The sequence below is a fragment of the Janthinobacterium sp. 64 genome (genome assembly GCF_002813325.1).
Classification (GTDB): domain Bacteria; phylum Pseudomonadota; class Gammaproteobacteria; order Burkholderiales; family Burkholderiaceae_D; genus Janthinobacterium.
Genome location: NZ_PHUG01000001.1, coordinates 2,630,997 through 2,650,828, shown reverse-complemented (window position 1 = coordinate 2,650,828; position 19,832 = coordinate 2,630,997). Strand labels below are relative to the sequence as shown.

Sequence of the window (19,832 nt, the reverse complement as noted above, 5' to 3'; positions counted from 1 at the left end):
GGGGATTAGCGGATCGGCAGTTCCGTGTTCTGGCGGTCGAAAATCAGCGTCTGGATCGTGCCGCTGTCCTGCACGTTGAGGGTATTGCGCTGGCTGGGCAGGAAGTCGGTCAGCAGCTGGTTGTGGATGCGCGTGGCGGGGGCCAGGCGCGTGCGTTCGATCTCCTGGAAGATCACCACGTTGTCGGCATTGACTTTCATGCCGACCCAGTTCAGGCGCAAGCGTTTGCCATCCGGTCCCACCAGGTAAAACTGTTTTTCGACATAGCGGCGCAGGGCCGCTTCGCTGTCTTCCTGGCCCAGGTCGAACTGGCGCTGGTACAGGTTCGTCAGCAGCGCCTCGACGTCGTGGCCCGTGTAGGTGTGCACCACTTCCGTGCTGCCGCTGGCCGCGTTGTAGCTGATGTCGGCGATGCCCATGTGGAAATTGTGGGCGCCGGCCGCCATGCTGGCGCAGGCCAGCAGGCTTGCCGCGAACATGCGCCAGCGCTTCACGCTTCGTCGCCCTTGGCCGCGCCGCCGTTCTGGCCTTTCAGCGGCGTGTGAAAGTCGCGCATCAGGTTATCCCTGGGCGACTTCTCGCTCTTGAACAGTTCCAGGCGCGATGGCGTGATCTGTCTCGGCCAGCTATTGTTGCTCGTGTCGATGTCGGCCGTTTCCCAGTACGGGTCCTGCACCAGTCCCACCATCGGTTCATCGGTGATGACGACCTTGGTGATTTTTTTCGGCGAATAGCGCCACACTTCGGCCGGCACGCGCTCGACGTACTTCTTGCCGCTTTTCAGTTCGATTTCGAGTATCAATGGCATGACCATGCCGCCCACGTTCGACAGGTCGACCAGGTACAAATGCTTGCCCTGTTTCAGCAAGTCCTTTTCCCACGGCTCCAGGTTGGCCAGCGCTTCGGCATAGGCATTGCGGTCCTTGTTGGTCACCGTGAAGTCGTCGTGCTGGTTGTAGAAATCCTTCAGTTCCGGATGCGCATCGACGCGGCGCGGCATGCCCTTGTTGGCGCGGTTCGTGACCGATTCCGGCTGGGCCTCCTTCTGCGCCTTTTTCCAGGCTTTTTCCGTGGCAGGGTCTTTTGAACTCACGCCGTATTCGCTGATGCCGTCGATGCTGATGTCGACCGGATCGGTGGTATAAAACCAGCCGCGCCAGAACCAGTCCAGGTCCGTGCCGGAAGCGTCTTCCATGGTGCGGAAAAAGTCGGCGGGCGTGGGGCGCTTGAACTTCCAGCGCTGCGCATATTCCTTGAAGGCGTAGTCGAACAGTTCGCGCCCGAGGATGGTTTCGCGCAGGATGTTCAGGCCCGCCGCCGGCTTGGCGTAGGCGTTGTTACCGAACTGCAGCAAGGACTCGGAATTGGTCATGATCGGCACCTGGTCGCGCGAACGCATGTAGTCGACGATTTCGCGCGGTTCGCCGCGCGAGGCCGGGTAGTTCTCTTCCCACGCCTGCTGCGCCAGGTATTGCACGAAGGTGTTGAGGCCTTCATCCATCCACGTCCACTGGCGCTCGTCCGAGTTGATGATCATCGGGTAGTAGTTGTGGCCTACTTCGTGGATGATCACGCCGATCAGGCCATACTTGGTGCGCTTCGAATAGGTCAGCTCGCCCGTCTTTTTGTCTTTCACCGGACGGGGTCCGTTGAACGAGATCATCGGATACTCCATGCCGCCCACGGGGCCGTTGACGGAAATGGCCGTCGGATACGGGTAGGCCATGCTGTACTTGTTGTACTGCTCGATCGTGTGCACGATGGCTTGCGTGCTGTATTTTTCCCACAGCGGATTGCCCTCTTTCGGATAGTAGGACATGGCCATCACGTCGCTGCCGCCCTTCTTGTAGCCCTGCGCATCCCAGATGAACTTGCGGCTCGAGGCCCAGGCAAAGTCGCGCACGTTGGCTGCCTTGAAGTGCCACGTCTTTTGCGCGCGGCTCACTGTTTTCTCGGCCGCTTCCGCTTCCTTTTGCGTGACGATGACGACGGGCTTGTCGCTGCTGCGCGCTTTTTCCAGGCGCTCGCGCTGTGCGGCAGACAGCACGTCCTGCGGGTTTTGCAGCTGGCCCGTGGAGGCGACGATATGGTCGGCTGGCACCGTCAGCTGCACGTCGTAGTCGCCGAACTCCAGCGTGAATTCGCCCGAGCCGAGGAACTGCTTGTGCTGCCAGCCAGCCGCATCGTAATAGGCCGCCATGCGCGGGAACCACTGCGCCACTTCGAACAGGGCGTTCTTGTCGTCGAAGACTTCATAGCCGGCGCGCCCGCCCAGCACCTTCTGTTCGTTGATGCGGTAATCCCAGTCGATCTGGAAGACGAAGTCCTGGCCCGGCTTCAGCGGCTGCGGCAGGTCGATGCGCATCATGGTGCGGTTGATAACGTACTTCAAAGGCTGGCCATCGGTACCTTTTAAGGCGCGGATATGGAAGCCGCCCTGGAAGTCGCCGCGCGCGAGGATGCCGCGCAAGCCTTCGAATTTCATCGTGTCTTCTCCCGCCGTTTTGGCCCAGGCCTGGCGCGAGGGCGCCGTGGCCATGCGGCGCGCGTCGGAATCGGGCTTGTAGATGTTCTGGTCCAGCTGTAGCCACAGGTAGCCGAGCGTGTCGGGCGACTGGTTATGGTAGGTGATGCTGCCGCTGCCGGTGATTTCGCGTTTGGCTTCATCGAGCGTGGCGCGGATCGTGTAGTCGGCGCGCTGCTGCCAGTAGGCGTGGCCTGGCGCGCCGGAGGCGGTGCGGTAGGTATTCGGGGTGGGCAGCACTTCTTCGAGCTGGCGGAACTTGTCGTCGAATGGCTCGGCAGCGAAAGCCGACACGGTAAAGCACAGAGCCAACGAGGCTACGGAGCCGAAAGGTATGCGCATGGTCACCCTGATGTTGTTGTAAGGAAATAGTGGCAACTATTCTATACGCAGGGTGAAGCCGTCCATGTATCGATTTGTAATAAAGAAAGGCGGATTTTACGCCAGCTTTTGCCTGGCGCTGTCAGGGCGATGCTTTGCCTGATTTTGCTCGGAAAAGCGGCGTTTTTACTCACTTTTCATCAGGCTGTCGCGCAACTGGTTCAGTTGTTGTTTCATGTCCACAACCTGCTCCACGCTGCAGTGGCTGGCCGTCAGGATGGCTTCGGGCAGCAGGGCCGCTTCGTGGCGCAGCTGGTCGCCCTGCGGCGTCAGGGAAATGATGACCTGGCGCTCGTCGCTGGCGGCGCGCGTGCGCGTCAGCAAGCCCGATTGCTCCATGCGCTTGAGCAAGGGCGTGAGGGTGGCCGAATCGAGGAACAGGCGCTCGCCCACTTCCGACACCGTCAGGCCGTCGCGCTCCCACAACACCATCATCACCAGGTATTGCGAATAGGTCAGACCGAGTTTACGCAGCAGCTTGCGGTACAGCTTGTTCATGGCAAGCGAGGTCGAGTACAGCGCAAAGCACAGCTGGCCGTCCAGGCGCGGCACCTGGTGCAGGGGATTGGGAGCGGTAGTGGTATCCATGGGCACAGTATATATAGTGCGCTACTTAGTTGCAAGCGACCTCAATGCCGCCAGCGCCTGTGCATCGAGCGTGAGCGCGCCGGCCGCGACGTTTTCGCGCAGATGCGCCACCGACGAGGTGCCGGGAATGACCAGCATGTTCGGCGCACGCTGCAGCAGCCAGGCCAGCGCCACCTGCATCGGCGTGGCCTGCATGGCGGCCGCCACCTGGTTCAGGGTGTCGGACTGCAGCGGCGAAAAGCCGCCGAGGGGAAAGAAGGGCACATAGGCGATGCCTTGCGCGGCCAGGGTGTCGATCAGCGCATCGTCCGCGCGGTGCGCCAGGTTGTAGTGGTTCTGCACGCAGACGATGGGGCTGATGCGCTGTGCCTCGGCCACCTGGCCCGCATCGACATTGGACAGGCCGATATGGCGCACCAGGCCTTCGCGCTGCAGTTGCACCAGCACGGCCAGCGGCTCGGCAAGCGACGAGCCGTCCGGGCCGGCCATGCCCGGTGCGCGCAGGTTGACCACGTCGAGTACGTCCAGGCCCAGGTTGCGCAAGTTGTCGTGCACGGCGTCGCGCAATTGCTGTGGCGACGCGGCCGGCAGCCAGGATTGGTCGGCGCCGCGCACGAAGCCGATCTTGGTGACGATGGTCAAACCGTCGCGATAGGGATGCAGCGCTTCGCGGATGATCTGGTTGGTGACGTGCGGGCCGTAAAAGTCCGACGTGTCGATATGGTTGACGCCCAGTTCGATCGCCTCGCGCAGCACGGCGACGGCGGCGGCGCGGTCCTTCGGCGGCCCCCAGACGTGCGGGCCGGCCAGTTGCATGGCGCCGTAGCCCACGCGGGTGAAGGCAATGTCGCAATGAGCGGGCGTGAATTGGTCGCGGGCGGGGGAATACGTGTGCATGGCAGCTCCTGTGTGGTCGTTGAGGACAAGAGCCACCATCGTAAGGCCGATTGCGCTGTATGATAATCGGGTCAATCCGGCACAGGCTGTACTCATTTCCGCACAATGAAAGCTCTTCCCATGCATGCAGACAACCCTTCCATGGCCGACTTGTCCGCCTTTGCCCTGGTGGCCCGGCACCAGGGTTTTCGCCAGGCCGCGCGCGCCAGCGGGCAATCCGCGTCCGCCATGAGCGAGGCGCTGCGGCGGCTGGAGCAGCAACTGGGCATCCGCCTGCTGGAGCGCACGACGCGCAGCGTCACGCCGACGGCAGCCGGTGCGCTGCTGCTGACGCGCTTGCGCCCGGCGCTTGAGGAAGTGAGCAGCGCGCTCGATGTGCTGAACGACTTGCGCGACAGCCCGCGCGGCATCTTGCGCCTGAACGTGCCGGTCAACGCGGCGCGCTTCTTTTTGCAGCCCATGGTCGACCAGTTCCTGCGCGCCTATCCGCAGATCAGGGTCGAGCTGGTGGTCGATAATAATTTTGTCGATGTCGTCGCCAGTGGCTGCGACGCGGGCATCCGTTATGGCGAGCGGCTGGAGCAGGACATGATCGCCATCCCCATCGGCCCGCGCACGCAGCGCTTCGCGGTGGCGGGCGCGCCGTCCTACCTGGCGCAGCGCGGCGTGCCCGCGCATCCGCGCGACCTGCTGCAGCACGCCTGCCTGCTGGGCAAATTCCTCAGTGGCGCGGTGCCACCATGGGAGTTCGAGCGGGACGGGCAAAAAGTGAGCGTGGAGCCGGACGGCCCCGTGATCGTCACGCCGACGGCGGCCGATTTTGCGGTCAGCATGGCCGTCGCCGGCCATGGCCTCGTGTATCTGTTTGAAGAGTGGCTGCAGCCGTATATCGATGCGGGCCAGCTGCAGCCCGTGCTGGAAGAGTGGGCGATGCCTTTTCCCGGCCCGTTTTTATACTATGCGGGCCGGCGTCATTTGCCTGCGCCGCTGCGCACCTTCATCGATTTCGTGCAGGCCAATTTTGCGCAGCCTCCTCAGTCTGTCGGATAGCGCTGGCGTAAAAGCTGCAGCATCGCGACGTTCTGTTCCCACGCGTCGCTCACGGGCTGCTGCGTGTATGGCAAGGTTTGCGTGTAGGGCGCGGGGCCGAATTCCGGCGTGAACGTCATGCGCTCGGCGCCGGCTGCGCGGCGCAGGGCGACGATGGCATCCCACCAGGCCAGGTGGGCGTCGAGGGCCGGCTTGGCTTCCGGCGCGCGGAAGTCGGCCACCTGCGGCCCCTGTGCGTGGCCCACGCGCGCGTGCACGTGGCGCACCAGCGGCAGTACTTGCGCCAGGGTGTGCGGCTGGTCTTCCAGCAAGGACTCGCAGGCGCAGCACCAGTGCGACAGGTCGGCCGTCAAGGGCAGCTCGGGATACTGCGCCAGATACGGCAGCAGCAGCATCGGGTGGCCGGAAAAGCGGCTGCGGTGGAGCTCATGCACGATGGGCACGCCGTGTTTTGCCGAGATGGCGGCGGCCAGGTCAATCAATTCCGCGTTTTGCGCCTGCGTATAAAAATCCTTGCCCGTATGCGTGTTGACCAGCACGGGGCGCGCCAGGCAGGCGTTGTCCAGCAGTTCGGCGAGAGCCGCGCGGTGCAGCTCGAAGTCGCTGTGGAACACGGTTTCCCACTGCGCGGCGATCAGTTGCAGCCCTGCCTTGGCGATGCGGTCCGTCCATTCCTCGCGCAGGGCGGCGTCCAGCGGCAGCGACATCTCGATGCCGTCGAAACCGGCGGCCGCTACCTTGTCGATGAAGACCTCGGGCGGCAGGTCGTTATTGCCCCAGTGGGCGGCAAAAACCTCGATGCGCATCAGACGAAGCCCCGCACGGGGAAGGAGTCGTCGCGCTGTATCCAGTTGTGGGCCGCGTATTGCGTCTGTCCGTCGGTGGCGTGCAAGGTGTAGGCGTGGCGCGAGACGGGTGAGCGGTTCGGCGCGCTGTAATGGGGCAGCAAGCCGTGGAAGCAGACGAGGGCGCCCGCCTTCACTTCCAAGGGCACGGCCGTGCTGTCGTCGGGCCATGGCGTGGCGTCGAGTTTTTCCACGCGCACGGCGTCGCCGTTGCGGATGAAGCGTTCGCGCAGGGGGCCACGGTGGCCGCCCGGTTCGGCCCACAGGCAGCCGTTGTCCAGGGTCGCGTCTTCCAGCGCGAACCAGAAGGTGGTCACGCTGATCGGCGTGGTCTCGAAATACGTGGCGTCCTGGTGCCAGCGCACTTCGCCGCCGATGCCGGGCTGTTTGAAGATGTACATCGATTGCCACACCTGCGCGTCCGCCAGGCCCAGGTCGCGCGCCACCTCGGCCAGTTTCGGATCGGCCGAAAAAGCGCGGAAGACGGGGTCCAGGTCATGCATCGCATGGCCGATCTTGTTGATCGACAGCGATTTCGCCTGCTTCAACTGGCCGTCCGGACCGAACGCTTCTTCCTCGAAGAAGCAGCGGATGGTGTTGTCGGAGGCGAGAAAATAATCGTTGGTGTTCTTCGCCTGGTCGCGCGTGGTGAAGATGGACTGGCTGACGCTGGGGTCGAATTCGTTGACAATCTGCTCGGCACGCGCGCGCAAGGCGGCGATGTCGTCCGCCCCTTTGAAATCGGGCAGTATCAGGTAGCCGTCGCGTTGGTATTGTTCTTGTTGTTCAGTGGTCAGCATGGCGGCGGCTCCGGAAGGTCTATGGAAAGCGCCATTGTAGGATGGGCGGAGGTGGCAAACAATCGCCCGGCGGTTGACAGATTGTCGCCAAAGCGCAGACAATCTTTGACATGGATCAACTAAAAGCGATGGAAATCTTTGTCGAAGTGGCGCGCCAGCGCAGCTTTACGGTGGCGGGCCAGCGCCTGGGCCTGACGCGCGCCATGGTCAGCAAGACCATCATTCAGCTGGAGGAACGCCTGCATGCGCGCCTGCTGCACCGCTCCACGCGCGAAGTGAGCTTGACGGACGCGGGCCGCGCCTATCTGGCGCCGTGCATGGCCACCGTCAGCCAGGCACAGGAAGCGGCGCGCATGGTGGCGCACGTGGCGCAGGCGGGAGCGGGGGCGGAGCTGGCCGGGCCGCTGCGCATCCAGGCGCCATCGAGTTTCGGCAGCGCGTGGCTGGCCGACGCCGTGGCCCGTTTCAGTCTGCTGCACCCGCAGGTGCGGGCCGAGTTGTTTGTCGACGACGCGCTGCTCGACCCGATACGCCACGGTTTTGATTTGACGATACGCGTGGGCGGCATCCCGGACAGCAGCGCGCTGGCCATGCGCCCGCTGGCGCCGTGCCGCGCCGTGCTATGCGCCAGTCCCGCCTATCTGGCGCAATGGGGCGTGCCGCAGACGCCACAAGAGCTATTGCAGCACCAGTGCCTGCATTTCAGTCACCTGACCGACGGCACGCACTGGCGTTTCCAGCGGGGAGAGGGAGAACAGCGCGAGGAAGTGGGCGTGCGCGTGCAGGCAGGTTTTACGGCGAACAATGGGCTGGTGCTGCACCAGGCGGCGCAGCGGGGCCTGGGCATCGTCTACAGCACCACCTTCCTCGCCTGGTGCAACCTGCTCGATGGTAGCCTGCTGCCCGTGCTGTCCGGCTGGGAGCTGCCCCTGAATCACTTGAGCGCCCTGTATCCGGCCAGCCGGCAAATGTCGCCGAAGGTGCGCGCGCTGATCGATTTCCTGGTGGCCGAATACCAGCCTGTGCCGCCGTGGGACCGCGAGCTGGCGGCGGCCGGATTTTTTAGTTGAAGGTGACGGGTTCCAGCGTCCATGCGCCATCGGCGTACACGCGCTCGTCGTCGAGATAGACGGCTTCGGTGACGGCGAAGATGTCGACGTGGTAGCGCGTATCCTTGCGCTTGAATTGCGGTTTGGTGTAGACGCCGTGCTTGGCGCCCAGCGACAGGTGGATGCCGCACATGCGCTCATACGTGCCGATGTCGTTGACCAGCTGTTCGCGCGAAAAGGCGCGGTTCATGCCGAAGCCCAGTTCGCGCACCCACACTTCGCCTTCATGCGCGCGGATGATTTCCAGCATGGCGGTAAATTCCGGCGTGGCGTGCTCCGTGCCCGTGACTCTGCCCTTGTCGATGATCAGGGTGATCGGCGTGTCGGGGCGGTTGACCATGAACTGCGTGTCGCCAAAGACGAAAATGCGCACGCGGCCATTGACCGCTTCCAGGTCCTGCGCTTCCGTAAACACTTCGCCCAGCGGGAACTGGCCGCCGATATTGTTCATGCCGCTGTAGTCGCCGATATTGAGTTTGGCCGATTCGAACGGCGAGGCGAACACCAGCTGTTCGCCGCCGCTGTCGACCATGCCGTGGCGGGCGACGTCGATGCGCGCCTTCAGTGCATGGCCAACGCCGCGATAGTAGGCGGGGTCGTAGGCCAGCGAGGCGATGTAGTGCAGCCCCTGCACGCCGGGCATGCGCGACAGGTGTACGTGTTCGATCACTTTCAGGCCACGCTTGAACAGCTCGATGCGGATGCGGAACGCTTCCAGGCGGAAGCTGGTCGACTGGATCAGCACGACGAGGCTGCCAGCGGGCAGTTCGGCAAACGCGGCCAGCACGGCCTCGGGCGTGACCTCGTCGAAATCGATGAGGCTCGCGTCCGGCAAGGCCTGGCGATAGGCCTCCGTCAGCACGACGTTGAGCCAGCTGCGCTTGTCGCAGACGATCAGGGACGGTTCGTCCGGGCGGTGACAGATGGCCATGGCCAGCAGGTCGGCCACGTTTTGCGCGGCTACTTCGGTGGCGGCGGCGCTGATGGCGTCGAGCCGGCTGGAGTCATTCTCGGGAAGCGTCATGGTGCGTAGGTGTCTGGCGTGAAGTAAACACGGCATTATAAGGCGATTGCCGCGGGCGCCACCATTCGCCATCGGGCGTAGGGCCGCTTGCCCGTGGCGCGGTGATCTTGTGTAGTGCTACACGGCAATGTATTATTGACAAACCGCTTGACGGCGGGCTTGGACAGGGCAGGGAGCAGCGGTAGAGCCCGTCTGCGCCAGGCGCGGTTCCACAGAACCATATCAATACAACAGGCTGACAAGCCAGAACTAAGAGCGTGATGCGATGAGCATAATCGGACAAGATATTCCCATGGAGCGGCCTGATGCGGATGGGCGCGCTGCCGTATTCGTTCCCGTCACGGGCGTCAAGGAAGATGTCTTGCTGACCATACGCAAGGGTGCAGCGATCGTCGGCTTTGCCAATCACGACCGCACCATCACCGTGTATTTTGAAAGCAACCGCTTTGACGACCCCGTGCTGGCCAAGTGGGAGCACAAGGCGCGCAAAGCCTACGACCGCCTGGTCGACAATGCGCCCACCGTGTCGAAGCTGACCACCAGCCCCGCCAATTTCGAACAGATCGGCTATATCAACGGCAAGGGCATTACCATCCGCCGCATGGAAAGCCTGCAGCGCTGGCTCGCGTATTCGGATGCGATGGAGACTTGCCCTGTGACGGATATCATTCCGCGCACGGTCATTGCCAAGGCTGAAAGCGTCAAAGTTTAAGCGCGGCTGGTAAAACGCCCAGGCGTTGTTCTACGTCTAGACCGGGGGGCAGACCCGGCGGGTCTGCCCCCCTACATTACACGACGACGATATTCGCCTGCGCCTTGAGTGGGCAGGGTAATGTATCGTCGAAGGTGATTTCGATGGCGCTGGCGACGAACATGCCGCCGATGTGCTGGGCGGCGATTTCCGGCGGCGTGCCGGGCTTGGTCAGGTTGACGTCTTGCGCGAAGACAAAGACTCTCCAGGTGCCGTAGACCTTTTGATCATATTGCAGCAGGGTGCGGTGCGCCCGTTTCAAGTCCAGGCTGCCTGCATACACGCCATCGTTGGCGCCCGGATCGAAGCCCAGGCCGTCGTCGGTCAGCGATGCGACGAAATACAGGCCCTGCGGCGCCTGGAACAGCACGAAGGCATACAGTTCCGTGCCGCGGAAGACATTGCCATTGTCGCGCTGGAAACTGGCGCGTATCCACAGCGGTTCATACGCTTGCACGACGGCGGGCGTATCCGTTTCCACGGGCCCCGCCACGTGGATGTTGACTTGCGTTTCGGTGACGGCATGCTGGTAGGTGGCGCCCGTGGTGAAACGCTGATACTCCCAGCTGATGTCGGCCGTGTAGGGCAGGCCCGCATTCGGCGCTTCCGGCAACACCCATTTCGCCACCACGCGCTCGGCCAGAGTCAGTTCGCCGGCGGCCGGTGGTGTTGCTTCCTGGCCACGCCAGAACGGGTCCGCGATATCGGAGCAGGCGACGGCGATGGCGCCCGAGGCGATGGCCGAGGCCACGCCTGCCACCGTGAATTCGGGCTGGCCCGAGCCGGCCCCTTCCAGCGAGCAGCAATCGACGCTGGGATCGGTTTCCTCGAAGCTGCCGCCCACGCTGAAGCTGGCCTTGCCTGAACCGAGCGCGGCGGCAATGATGGCGACCAGCGCGGCAATGATGGCGATGATGATGGCGAGGATCTTCCACCACGGATCGGAAAATGGCAGCTCGCCATGCGTGCCCGCATAGGCGGGATTCGGCGTCCAGACGAGCGTCATGCCGGTCGGCACGATGGGACCCAGTCCCGGCGGGCAGCGGCACTCTTTGCCATCATTGCCCGTGCTGCCCCAGCGCTTGCCCGGCAAGTGGCCTTGCGGCTTGGACAGTTCCAGCGTGCCTTCCTCGACCGTGCACGTGTAGGTATTGGTGGCGCTGTCGAAGCGCGTTTGCGACACAAAAATCTGCTGGATCGAGCGGCGCGGCGCGTAGCCGTCCGCCTTGGCGACAAAGCTGACGAGTCTCTTGCCTGGCGCCGCATGCTGGAAGTCGGCATCCCACATGACCAGCATGGCCGCGCCAGCGGGAATGCTGGCAAAGAAAAAAGTGCGCGCCACGGGCACGATGCCGGGGTCGCCCACGCTTTCCAGGTATACGGTGACATTCGTCAGCGCGCTGCCCGACGTGTTCGTGACGTGGGCGGCGATGCGCAAGCCATAGATGGCATTGTCGAAGATGCCATCGGGCAGCATGATATTGGTGACGGGCTCGATCGCGAATGGCCGCGTCAGCACCTGCAGGGGGGTGTCGCTCATGATGCTTGCTCCTCGGGGTGGTGCCGCTCTTGCGCGGGCTCTTGCGCCTGCTCTTGCGCTTGCTCTTTCTCCAGATCGGTGACGAGATACGTGATGCCGCCCATGAGCTTGCCGTCCTGGCTTTCCAGCACGCGCAGCAGCGCATATTGGCGTGGCGGCAAGGCTTCGGCGCGCACGCTCAGGTACACGGCCTGCGCCTGGCCGCGCGGCACGTCCAGCGCCAGCTTTTGCTCGCCGGGCGTATCGCCATTGCAATGGGGCGTGCGCGCCAGACCCGCTACCAGGTGCGCTTCCCTGGCCGGCTGCCATCTTTCCAGGCCCAGGGTGGCCAGCAGGCGTTCCGGCAGCTCGCCGCCATACTCCAGCTGCAGTTCCACTTTTTTCGTTGCGCGGGGCAGGGCCGCCACCGCGATGGACAGCAGTTGCGCGCGCCTGGCCGCCAGCACCACGGTGACGTTGCGCTGGGCGATCTGCTCGTGCTGTTTGGGCTGGAAGGCAAAGCCGTTGGGCAGCGGGTCGGGCAGCGGGTTGATGTCGCCCGCGCCATGGGCCACGGCCAGCAGGCATTCGTGGCCGCCGTTGACGATGACGGGCACCCAGGGCACGAGGCACAGCACTTCCTGCGTGGCGCCGGGCGGCAAGTCGGCAAACGCGGAACCGATCTGCGTGGCGGCACCGACGGCGATCTGGCCGGACGGGTCGGCCCAGTAAAAGTCCACGCGCACGCCGTTCGAGGCGCTGTCGCCCGTGTTGTGCACGCGGCCCCACAGATAATTGCTGGTGCCGGCGATGGGCGCGCCCGGCGGGCCATTCGGATCATTGCCTGGCACGACCCAGATGTCGGCGCTGTCCCACCAGGGCTGGCCGTCTTCGATGATCAGGTGGGCTGACATGGCGTTCTCCTTGTTCTTGGCCGGTGCTTCCAGCTTAGGACGCGGCGGCGGCGGCTTTTTGATCGGTATCAAGGCCATGGAACACGGCGCCGGTGCGCCGTTGCCGTGCTTGCGTAAGGTAATATTGCGGCAGAATGCAGTGGAATGACTCCAGGAAAAGGTTGGAATGTGCTTGAAACAGTGAATGACGTTTGCATCAACGCCGCTTGCGGCCGGACCTTGCCGCTGCGCGTGGCGCATTGCCCGTTTTGCGGCGCGCGCCAGGTAGCGCCAGCGCCGGTTCTGGCGAAGGCAGTGGCGCCGCCGCCTGTGCCCGTCGCCCCACCGGTTCCTGCACCGCAAGCTGCGCCCCAGCCCGCTCCGGCTCCCCAGCCTGCCCCGCCACCGGCTGCCGCAGCGGCGCCCGCGCCAGCACCAGCCAAGGCGCCGCCCGCCAAGCCTCCCATCAAGGGTTCGGTGCCGCCGCCACGGCCACCCGTGCGCTTGCGCACCTGGATCGCTGCGGCCGTGGTGCTGACCGGTATCTGGTTTTATAACAAGCCGGCAGACAAGCCGGCCAGCGTGGCGGAACAGGTCGAGGCCGCCACTGCGCTGGCGGCGCAGTGCGACCTGGACGGGGCGCGTAGCGCGCTGGCCGTGCTGAAAAGCGCCAGGGCGCCCGCCGCGCAGATCAAACGCTTGCAGGCGAGCATCACCAAGTCCGCCGCTACTTGCGAGAAGCAACAGCAGCGGGCGCAGGCGTGGCTGGCGCTGCAGGGCAGCGTCAACCAGGCGCTCGACGCGGGCAAGCCGGACGTGGCCGCCACGCGCCTGGCCGTCTACGTAAAACGCTGGGGCGACGATCCCGACACGCTGGAACTCGACGCCAAGGTCAAAGTGGCGCAAGCCAGCGCCCAGCTCGATCTGGCCGACGCTTGCCTGGCGAAAAGCGACCGCGTCTGCCTGGAAAGCAGCCTGATCGCCGCCGAGCGCTATCAACGGCCGGAACTGGCGGCGCGCACGCAGGCGCTGCGCACGGCGTTGTCGCAATTGCTCGAACGTTCGCTGCTCGATGCGTCCCCGGGCCAGTAGCGCCAACAACATGTAAAACGCCCGCCGCTGCCAAGCCGGGCGGGCGAATTTTACTCAGGCTTACTCAGCCTTACTCTTGCGGTACCAAGGCCAGCGCGGCGCTGAAGTCGCCCATGGGCTTGCCGCCGTTGGCCACCAGCGCCTTGTCGCGCGTGCTCAAACCATCGAGTACGGGCAGCGAGAAGCGGTGCGTGATGGCGCGCAGGATGGAGGCTGAATCGTATTGCGTATGATCAACCAAGCCCTTTTTCACGTACGGCGAGACGAGGATGGCCGGCACGCGCGTGCCTGGACCCCAGCGGTCGCCCTTCGGCGGCGCGGCGTGGTCATAAAAGCCGCCGTTTTCATCGTAGGTGACGATGACCAGCATGTTTTTCCATTGCGGACTTTTCTTCAGCTGGGCGATGACGCCGGCGATGTGCGCGTCGCCGTCGGCCACGCTGGCGTAGCCCGCATGCTGGTTCAAGTTGCCCTGCGGCTTGTAGAAGGTCACGGGCGGCAGCTTGCCGGCGCTCGCGTCGGCCAGGAACTGGCTGTCGAAGTCGCGCAGGTGGGCGGCGCGGTAGGCGGGCGCCTTCACGGGGTCCATGTTGGCAAAATAGTTGAACGGCTGGTGGTGGAACTGGAAGTTGGGCGGATTCGGGAAGCTGCCGGCGCGCGCGCTGGCCGTGGCCAGGGCCGTCGTGTCCTTCCAGGCGCCCGCATACCAGGCCCAGTCGATGTTCTTGCCAGAGAGCAGGTCGCCGATATTCGTCTGCGTTTGCGGCGGCAGGGTGTTGGCCTTGCCCGTGTCCGCAAACAGCTTGCTGCTGTCGGCCGAGGCGGGCGCGTTGCTGCTGGGCTGGAACGGCGGCTGCATGGTATTGACGGCGTAGAACATGCCCGTGCTGTCGGCCGGCGTCAGCGCGCCGTCGTTGGCATAGGCAGGCGCGCCGTTCAAGACCGTGGTCGGCGCCGTGGCGGATGGCGTCAGGTGCAGGAAGTTGCCGTTGGCGTCGACGTCGATCTTGGCGATCGAGCCTTTCGCCACCGACGTATCCGCGTTCGGATACGTGGGAGCGCAGGCGCAGATCAGGTACTGGTGCGTGAGGAAGGAGCCGCCGAAGGCGCCGATGAACAGGTTGTCGGCCAGCGCATATTGTTTCGCGATGTCCCACAGCTGCATCTTGCTGCCGTCGTAATAGCCCATCGACAGGCCGCCCGCATCGGAATAGGCCGCGAACTTGTCGTTGGCGCCGCCGTTGATCTGCATCTGGTTGTTGTAGAAGCGGTGCACCAGGTCGCGCGTGATCACCGATTGCGGCAGGTACAGTGGGCTATTGGCGTCGTCTATCTGGAACGGTTTGTTGGGCAGGTTGGCCGATTGCGCCTGCGTGATGACGGTGCTCTGGCCTGCCGCCGTCATGCCGCCCCAGGTGGGCGGCAGCACGGGCAGGGTGCTGCCGTCGATGTCTTTCTGCGGCACGTACGAGGACGTCGATGTGGGATTGACGCCCGGTACGCCGTTGGCGCCCGGGAACAGGCCGTACAGATTGTCGAAGCCGCGGTTTTCCGCGTAGATGACGACGATGGTCTGGATATTGTTCAGCGCCAAGCTGCTATTCAGTGCGGCCAGCGCGTCGGCGGGCGCCGCCTGTGCGCTGGCGCTGGCGATCAAGGCCGTCACGCTGGCGTTTTCCGCCTTCAGTTTCGCCAGCTCGTCGCCGCTGGCCTTGTTGAAGTCCGACGCCAGACCCGCTTCGGACACGCCGATGCGCGCGGCCAGCTTGCCGCTGGCGGACGCAAAGTCGCCGCCATTGCCATCCATGACTTGCGCCAGTTCCGTCGACAGGGCGCTGACGAAGGCGCTGTGCCCGGCGGGGGCGCGCAGCAGCAGTTTTTGCGTGACCTTGGTGCCCGCGTCGCCGATGGCTTCATGGCGGATGGCATCCGTGCCGACGGTCACCAGCACGGCGCCCTTGCCGTCCAAGGTGTAGCTGCCGTCGGCCACCGTGCGTACGGCGGTGGAGGCGCTGTCGCACGTGAGCTTGGCCGTGGCGCTTTCCAGGCACACCTGGGCGTTTTCATAGTAGCTGCCGATCACCTGGCCCGTGGTGCTGGGCGTGATCGCATAGTTGCTGCCGCAGGCGGCCAGGCCCAGCGACAGCAGGATAGGCAGGGGACGTAAGACGGGGCGGGAGTGCGGTTTCATATGCATGCCTTTTGGGTGGAAAACGTCGCATGCTAGGCAGGCAATATGTCAGCTCCATGACATGTCAGCGCCTGTTACATGACGTAATGTACGGACTTGATACATGAGGTTTTGCAGGGTTTTGTCACGCAGCCGTCACATGCCGTTGCTACGCTGCCAGCCCATGATGAAAACGAACTCCCCCTTGCTGCTTGCCTTTGTAGCCGCCTGCCTGCTGGCCGCCTGCCATCCTGCAGCGCAAAAAGAAGCCGTCGCCAAGCCCGCCTATCTGTCCGGCGCCTACGCGCCCACCCTGAAACATCAGCCTTCCGTGGCCCAGATGACGGCCATGGGCCGCGCCATGTTTTTCGAGCCCAGCCTGTCTGTCTCAGGAAAAATGTCGTGCGCCAGCTGTCACAGTCCCGAGCATGCGTACGGCCCGCCAAATGGGCTGGCGGTGCAGCTGGGTGGCCCGGAATTGAAGGATGCGGGCACGCGCGCCGCGCCCTCGCTGCGCTACCTGCAGACGGCGCCCGCCTTCACCGAGCACTATCATGACGACGATGGCGACGACAGCGTCGACGCCGGTCCCACGGGCGGGCGCAACTGGGATGGGCGCGCCCAGTCGGGCCATGAGCAGGCGCTGGCGCCGTTGTTGTCAGCGCGCGAGATGGGCAACCGCGATGCGGCCGCCGTCATCGCCAAATTGAAGGCCGGCCCCCTGGCGGCGCAGTTCCGCCAGACGTATGGCGCCGATATCTTCGAGCAGCCGGGCCAGGCCTTGCGCTGGGCGCTGATGTCGCTGGAAGTGTTCCAGGAAAGCCCGTTGGACTTCTATCCGTACACGAGCAAGTACGACGCCGTGCTGCGCAAGCAGGCCGTCTTGAGCCCGCAGGAAGCGCGCGGCCTGGCTCTGTTCAACGATGAACGCAAGGGCAATTGCGCGTCCTGCCATATCAGCCAGGTCACTTCCGGCGGCGCCTTTCCCCAATTTACGGATTACGGCTTGATCAATATTGGCGTGCCGCGCAATGGCAAGCTGCCCGTCAACGCGGATCCGGCCTTTTTCGACATGGGCTTGTGCGGCCCGGACCGCACCGACTTGATGGAACATAAAGAGTACTGCGGCAGCTTCAAGACGCCGTCCCTGCGCAACGTCGCCCTGCGCAAGGTGTTTTTCCACAACGGCAGCTTTACCAGCCTGGAGCAGGTGCTGCGCTTTTACGTGCAGCGCGATACGGCGCCGCAAAAATGGTATCCGACGGATAAGAACGGCAAGGTGCGCAAATACGACGACCTGCCGCCTGGCCTGGTGGCGAACGTGAACGTGGAAGCGCCGTTCGACCGCCAGCCGGGCCAGGCGCCGGCCCTGAACGACGCGGAGATCGCCGACGTGATTGCCTTCCTGCACACCCTGACGGATGGCTATCAGGCTCTCCCTTCGGCACAGGGAAAACATGGCTGAAAGATATCAAGATACCATTGCTTACAACTACGCCACAAAAGCCTGTTTTTATGTGCGTTAGCGAACGCTAGAAAATTTTAGCCAGGTGTATATTGCGAACTGATCTGTGTCTTTTGATAACAATGAAAGGGAATATCATGAAAGCAAGCAAAAATTGGATGACCGTGTGTGCCGCCGGCATGATGGTTGTGGCACTGGCTGCCTGCCAGAAAAAGGATGATGTCGCCGCCGCAGGTCCTGCGGAACAGGCTGGCCAAAAGATCGATGCGGCCGCTGCCAAGGCTGAAGCCGACATCAAGGCCGCCGCTACCAAGGCCGACGATGCCGTGAGCAAGGCTGCTGCCGACACGGGCGCCAAGATGGACCAGGTCGCCGCTGACGCCGACAAGAAAATGAGCGAAGCGGCCGATGCCGTGGGCAAGAAAGTGGAAAAAGCCGGCGAAAAGATGCAGGACGCCGCGCACAAGTAATCGTGCCAGGACCGGTAGCTGCCGTCAGGTGATGGCGGCTGCCGCGACGCCTTCGCTCGCGCCTGCTGGCTTGCCATGCGCCGCTGTGGCTGTGCTTGCAGCATCGACCCCGTCCGTTCCCCCCAGCACCACGCTCAAATCGACAAAGCCGTCGCGCCACGCGCGTTCCAGGTCTTGCTCCACCGCTTCCAGGGTCGTTCTTTCCACGTGTTGAAAACCGCGCAAGCCATACGCCCGGTTGCGTCCGTGCGCCTTGGCCAGGTACAGCGCCATGTCGATCAGGTTGACGCTGCGTTCCCACGTGAGCGGGCGTCCCAGCGGCGTCAGCGGATAGGGCGCAAAGCCCACGGACACGTGCACCTGGATGGTTTGCCCCTGGTAATGGATGACTTGCGCCGCCATGCCGTTGAGGATGCGCCGTGCAATATCGTCGAGGCCATCGCGCGCGACGGCGGGCAGGAAGGCGAGGAATTCCTCGCCGCCCCAGCGCACGATCATGTCCGTTTCGCGCAATACGTCGTGCAAGGTTTCGGCGATCGTCGTCAGCACGAGGTCGCCCGCCGCATGGCCGTAACGGTCGTTGACGTGCTTGAAATGGTCGACATCGAGCAGGAACAGTGCCCCCACGACATCGGCGTCGCCGCCGGCCGGCAGCGGCTTGCCCGCATGGCTGCGCATGAATTCCTGGAAGTGGCGGCGGTTGTACAGGGCCGTCAGCGGGTCGCGCGAGCTCTGGCGCTTGAGTTCCTGGTTCTTCACCTTCAGCTGCACGTTGGCGTGGCGCACCTTGCGGTACAGCAAGCCGACGATGGCGGACGCCATGGCCAGCACCAGCGCCAGCAGCCACCACACGCGCTGCTGCAGGCGGCGGTTGTCGATTTCCGTGCTTTTCAGCTGATTTTCGCGGCTCAGCAGTTCGATCTGGCGCTGCTTCTTTTCCGCTTCGTATTTTTCTTGCAGCTCATACACGGCCTTCTGCCGCTGCTTTTCGAACAGCTGGTTCGAGATGCCCCGCTCGCGGTGGTAGGCCGTGACGGCGCCGCGCATGTCGCCCGCCTTTTCCAGCGCCATGCCGTATTCCAGCAGCACGGCCTGCATGTCCGGCTGGTTGGCCGTGCGTTCGTAGTAGGCCAGGCCCGTGGCCACGCTTTGCTTGCCTTCCTGCAAGCGTCCCTGGCCGATCAGCGCCTGGCCGATGTTCAGTCGCGCCGTCGCCTCCACCTGTTCATTGTTGACCAGGCGCGCCGCCGTGATGGCTTCATGCGCGTAGCGCAGGGCGCGTGCATAGTCGCTTTCTTTCAGATAGCTGTCCGACAGATTGACGAGGGTCACGGCCACCATGCCGCGCGCGCCCAGCTGGCGTTCCAGCGCCAGGGCCGCCAGCAGGGCGCGCTGGCCCCGTTGCGGCTGCTGCGCGTCGAGCGCCAGCCCGTATTCCGTATTCTTCGCCTGCGCCATGCGGCCCGGCGATTCCAGCGTGCTTGACACGGCCAGCAGCTCGTCGAGTACCTCGAAGCCCTTGTCGTATTCGCGCATCTGCGTGTACAGCAGGGTGAGGGCATTCAGGGCGGCGGCCAGGCTGGAGGGGGAATTGCTCTGGCGCGCCAGGTCGACGGCCGCCTGCAGCTTGGCCAGCGCAAACGGGAAATTGCCTTCCTCGGCCCACGACTGTCCCGCGCTGATGGTGGCCTGTACGCGCACGGGCAGGTCGTGCGTGCGGTTGGCGATCTTTTCCGCTTCGAAGGCCAGCAGGTGCGAAGCGCGGCGTTCGTTCATGGCAAACGTGACATAGGCCTTGCTGAGCATGCCTTTCGCCAGCGCCACGTCGCTCTTGTTCATGCGGGCGTAGGCGATCAGCTCCTCGGCCAGCTGCATGGCGATGTCGTTCTGTCCCAGGCGCATGCGCACGGTGCTCAGCTGGGTAAGGAATTCCGCGCGCACGGGCAGGGGCGCGCTGCGCGCCTGCGTTTCCACCTCTTGCAGGCGCTGCAGCGCGCGCGCGGGCACGAAACGGCCATCTTCGCGCACGGCGGCGATATGCTGCTCAAGGTTGCCGACCTGGGCCTGGACGGCAGGCGGCAGCAGGCAGGCCAGTACCAGCAGCCAATGCGCCCTTCGCCACGATGCCCCTCTGTGTCTGCCTGCCAACGTCCCGCCCCCGCAATGACCATGCTTGTCTGCAGCGATTATATGATGTTGCAATCAAGAAAGATCATGCCGTGTGCAGATTTTTTCGAAACTGCACACTTTGCCA

General features: G+C 64.0%; 17 protein-coding genes. 6 read left to right on the top strand and 11 right to left on the bottom strand.

The genetic code is table 11. The features are described from left to right. Positions 1-5: 5 nt before the first annotated feature. The 4 genes from CLU91_RS11645 to CLU91_RS11630 form a co-directional block, all read right to left on the bottom strand. Entirely contained in the window at positions 6-479 is a 474-nt protein-coding gene (locus CLU91_RS11645; RefSeq protein WP_198521459.1) for a DUF6702 family protein, read from the bottom strand. A gap of 11 nt (positions 480-490) precedes the next feature. After that, positions 491-2,866 (bottom strand): M1 family metallopeptidase, encoded by a 2,376-nt coding sequence (locus CLU91_RS11640; RefSeq protein WP_100874283.1) that lies wholly within the window; start codon positions 2,864-2,866, stop codon positions 491-493. A gap of 165 nt (positions 2,867-3,031) precedes the next feature. Next, positions 3,032-3,493: a MarR family winged helix-turn-helix transcriptional regulator gene (locus CLU91_RS11635; protein ID WP_100874282.1), complete on the bottom strand. Its 462-nt coding sequence runs from the start codon at positions 3,491-3,493 to the stop codon at positions 3,032-3,034. 21 nt (positions 3,494-3,514) lie between these two features. Beyond that, the gene (locus CLU91_RS11630) at positions 3,515-4,390 is read right to left on the bottom strand and encodes an aldo/keto reductase family oxidoreductase (RefSeq protein ID WP_100874281.1); all 876 of its coding nucleotides are present in this window, start codon (positions 4,388-4,390) and stop codon (positions 3,515-3,517) included. A 120-nt stretch (positions 4,391-4,510) separates the two neighbouring features. Here CLU91_RS11630 and CLU91_RS11625 point away from each other — a divergent pair, with 120 nt between their 5' ends. Then, positions 4,511-5,440: a LysR family transcriptional regulator gene (locus CLU91_RS11625; RefSeq protein ID WP_100874280.1), complete on the top strand. Its 930-nt coding sequence runs from the start codon at positions 4,511-4,513 to the stop codon at positions 5,438-5,440. Here CLU91_RS11625 and CLU91_RS11620 read toward each other — a convergent pair. Beyond that, positions 5,425-6,246 carry a sugar phosphate isomerase/epimerase family protein gene (locus CLU91_RS11620; protein WP_100874279.1) on the bottom strand — a complete coding sequence of 274 codons (822 nt, stop codon included), beginning with the start codon at positions 6,244-6,246 and terminating at the stop codon, positions 5,425-5,427. The genes CLU91_RS11625 and CLU91_RS11620 overlap by 16 nt on opposite strands. Beyond that, positions 6,246-7,085 carry a phytanoyl-CoA dioxygenase family protein gene (locus CLU91_RS11615; protein WP_100874278.1) on the bottom strand — a complete coding sequence of 280 codons (840 nt, stop codon included), beginning with the start codon at positions 7,083-7,085 and terminating at the stop codon, positions 6,246-6,248. The genes CLU91_RS11620 and CLU91_RS11615 overlap by 1 nt, the downstream gene beginning before the upstream one ends. A gap of 110 nt (positions 7,086-7,195) precedes the next feature. On the opposite strand from CLU91_RS11615, the gene CLU91_RS11610 reads away from it, so the two are divergent. Further along, a complete protein-coding gene (locus tag CLU91_RS11610; RefSeq protein ID WP_232730711.1) occupies positions 7,196-8,155 on the top strand; it encodes a LysR family transcriptional regulator in 960 nt (319 codons plus the stop codon). On the opposite strand, the gene CLU91_RS11605 is transcribed toward CLU91_RS11610, so the two are convergent. Then, complete coding sequence (locus CLU91_RS11605; protein WP_100874276.1) at positions 8,148-9,218, bottom strand: hypothetical protein; 1,071 nt, start codon at positions 9,216-9,218, stop codon at positions 8,148-8,150. The genes CLU91_RS11610 and CLU91_RS11605 overlap by 8 nt on opposite strands. 292 nt (positions 9,219-9,510) lie before the next feature. Between CLU91_RS11605 and CLU91_RS11600 the strand changes: the two genes are divergently transcribed. Further along, the gene (locus CLU91_RS11600) at positions 9,511-9,930 is read left to right on the top strand and encodes a hypothetical protein (RefSeq protein ID WP_100874275.1); all 420 of its coding nucleotides are present in this window, start codon (positions 9,511-9,513) and stop codon (positions 9,928-9,930) included. A gap of 76 nt (positions 9,931-10,006) precedes the next feature. On the opposite strand, the gene CLU91_RS11595 is transcribed toward CLU91_RS11600, so the two are convergent. Both CLU91_RS11595 and CLU91_RS11590 read right to left on the bottom strand, forming a co-directional pair. Beyond that, entirely contained in the window at positions 10,007-11,509 is a 1,503-nt protein-coding gene (locus CLU91_RS11595) for a hypothetical protein (protein WP_100874274.1), read from the bottom strand. After that, a complete protein-coding gene (locus CLU91_RS11590) occupies positions 11,506-12,402 on the bottom strand; it encodes a hypothetical protein (protein WP_157814681.1) in 897 nt (298 codons plus the stop codon). Before CLU91_RS11590 ends, CLU91_RS11595 begins: the two co-directional genes overlap by 4 nt. A 168-nt stretch (positions 12,403-12,570) precedes the next feature. Between CLU91_RS11590 and CLU91_RS11585 the strand changes: the two genes are divergently transcribed. Then, the gene (locus CLU91_RS11585; RefSeq protein ID WP_157814680.1) at positions 12,571-13,473 is read left to right on the top strand and encodes a hypothetical protein; all 903 of its coding nucleotides are present in this window, start codon (positions 12,571-12,573) and stop codon (positions 13,471-13,473) included. Between the two features lie 70 nt (positions 13,474-13,543). On the opposite strand, the gene acpA is transcribed toward CLU91_RS11585, so the two are convergent. Next, positions 13,544-15,664, bottom strand: a complete 2,121-nt coding sequence (gene acpA / locus CLU91_RS11580; protein WP_100874271.1) for an acid phosphatase — start codon at positions 15,662-15,664, stop codon at positions 13,544-13,546. Between the two features lie 166 nt (positions 15,665-15,830). Here acpA and CLU91_RS11575 point away from each other — a divergent pair, with 166 nt between their 5' ends. Further along, on the top strand, positions 15,831-17,108 hold the full coding sequence (locus CLU91_RS11575) for a cytochrome-c peroxidase (RefSeq protein WP_442906601.1): 1,278 nt from the start codon (positions 15,831-15,833) through the stop codon (positions 17,106-17,108). A 137-nt stretch (positions 17,109-17,245) separates the two neighbouring features. Continuing rightward, a complete protein-coding gene (locus CLU91_RS11570) occupies positions 17,246-17,578 on the top strand; it encodes a hypothetical protein (protein ID WP_100874269.1) in 333 nt (110 codons plus the stop codon). A 24-nt stretch (positions 17,579-17,602) separates the two neighbouring features. Here the strand turns inward: CLU91_RS11570 and CLU91_RS11565 are convergent, their stop codons facing one another. Continuing rightward, the gene (locus CLU91_RS11565) at positions 17,603-19,726 is read right to left on the bottom strand and encodes a sensor domain-containing diguanylate cyclase (protein ID WP_232730710.1); all 2,124 of its coding nucleotides are present in this window, start codon (positions 19,724-19,726) and stop codon (positions 17,603-17,605) included. Positions 19,727-19,832: the final 106 nt, after the last annotated feature.

Excerpts from the sequence above, each read along its gene's own strand:
- CLU91_RS11645 (WP_198521459.1), bottom strand. The coding sequence starts at position 479 with ATGTTCGCGGCAAGCCTGCTGGCCTGCGCCAGCATGGCGGCCGGCGCC.
- CLU91_RS11640 (WP_100874283.1), bottom strand. The coding sequence starts at position 2,866 with ATGCGCATACCTTTCGGCTCCGTAGCCTCGTTGGCTCTGTGCTTTACC.
- CLU91_RS11635 (WP_100874282.1), bottom strand. The coding sequence starts at position 3,493 with ATGGATACCACTACCGCTCCCAATCCCCTGCACCAGGTGCCGCGCCTG.
- CLU91_RS11630 (WP_100874281.1), bottom strand. The coding sequence starts at position 4,390 with ATGCACACGTATTCCCCCGCCCGCGACCAATTCACGCCCGCTCATTGC.
- CLU91_RS11625 (WP_100874280.1), top strand. The coding sequence starts at position 4,511 with ATGCATGCAGACAACCCTTCCATGGCCGACTTGTCCGCCTTTGCCCTG.
- CLU91_RS11620 (WP_100874279.1), bottom strand. The coding sequence starts at position 6,246 with ATGCGCATCGAGGTTTTTGCCGCCCACTGGGGCAATAACGACCTGCCG.
- CLU91_RS11615 (WP_100874278.1), bottom strand. The coding sequence starts at position 7,085 with ATGCTGACCACTGAACAACAAGAACAATACCAACGCGACGGCTACCTG.
- CLU91_RS11610 (WP_232730711.1), top strand. The coding sequence starts at position 7,196 with ATGGATCAACTAAAAGCGATGGAAATCTTTGTCGAAGTGGCGCGCCAG.
- CLU91_RS11605 (WP_100874276.1), bottom strand. The coding sequence starts at position 9,218 with ATGACGCTTCCCGAGAATGACTCCAGCCGGCTCGACGCCATCAGCGCC.
- CLU91_RS11600 (WP_100874275.1), top strand. The coding sequence starts at position 9,511 with ATGGAGCGGCCTGATGCGGATGGGCGCGCTGCCGTATTCGTTCCCGTC.
- CLU91_RS11595 (WP_100874274.1), bottom strand. The coding sequence starts at position 11,509 with ATGAGCGACACCCCCCTGCAGGTGCTGACGCGGCCATTCGCGATCGAG.
- CLU91_RS11590 (WP_157814681.1), bottom strand. The coding sequence starts at position 12,402 with ATGTCAGCCCACCTGATCATCGAAGACGGCCAGCCCTGGTGGGACAGC.
- acpA (WP_100874271.1), bottom strand. The coding sequence starts at position 15,664 with ATGAAACCGCACTCCCGCCCCGTCTTACGTCCCCTGCCTATCCTGCTG.
- CLU91_RS11575 (WP_442906601.1), top strand. The coding sequence starts at position 15,831 with ATGAAAACGAACTCCCCCTTGCTGCTTGCCTTTGTAGCCGCCTGCCTG.
- CLU91_RS11570 (WP_100874269.1), top strand. The coding sequence starts at position 17,246 with ATGAAAGCAAGCAAAAATTGGATGACCGTGTGTGCCGCCGGCATGATG.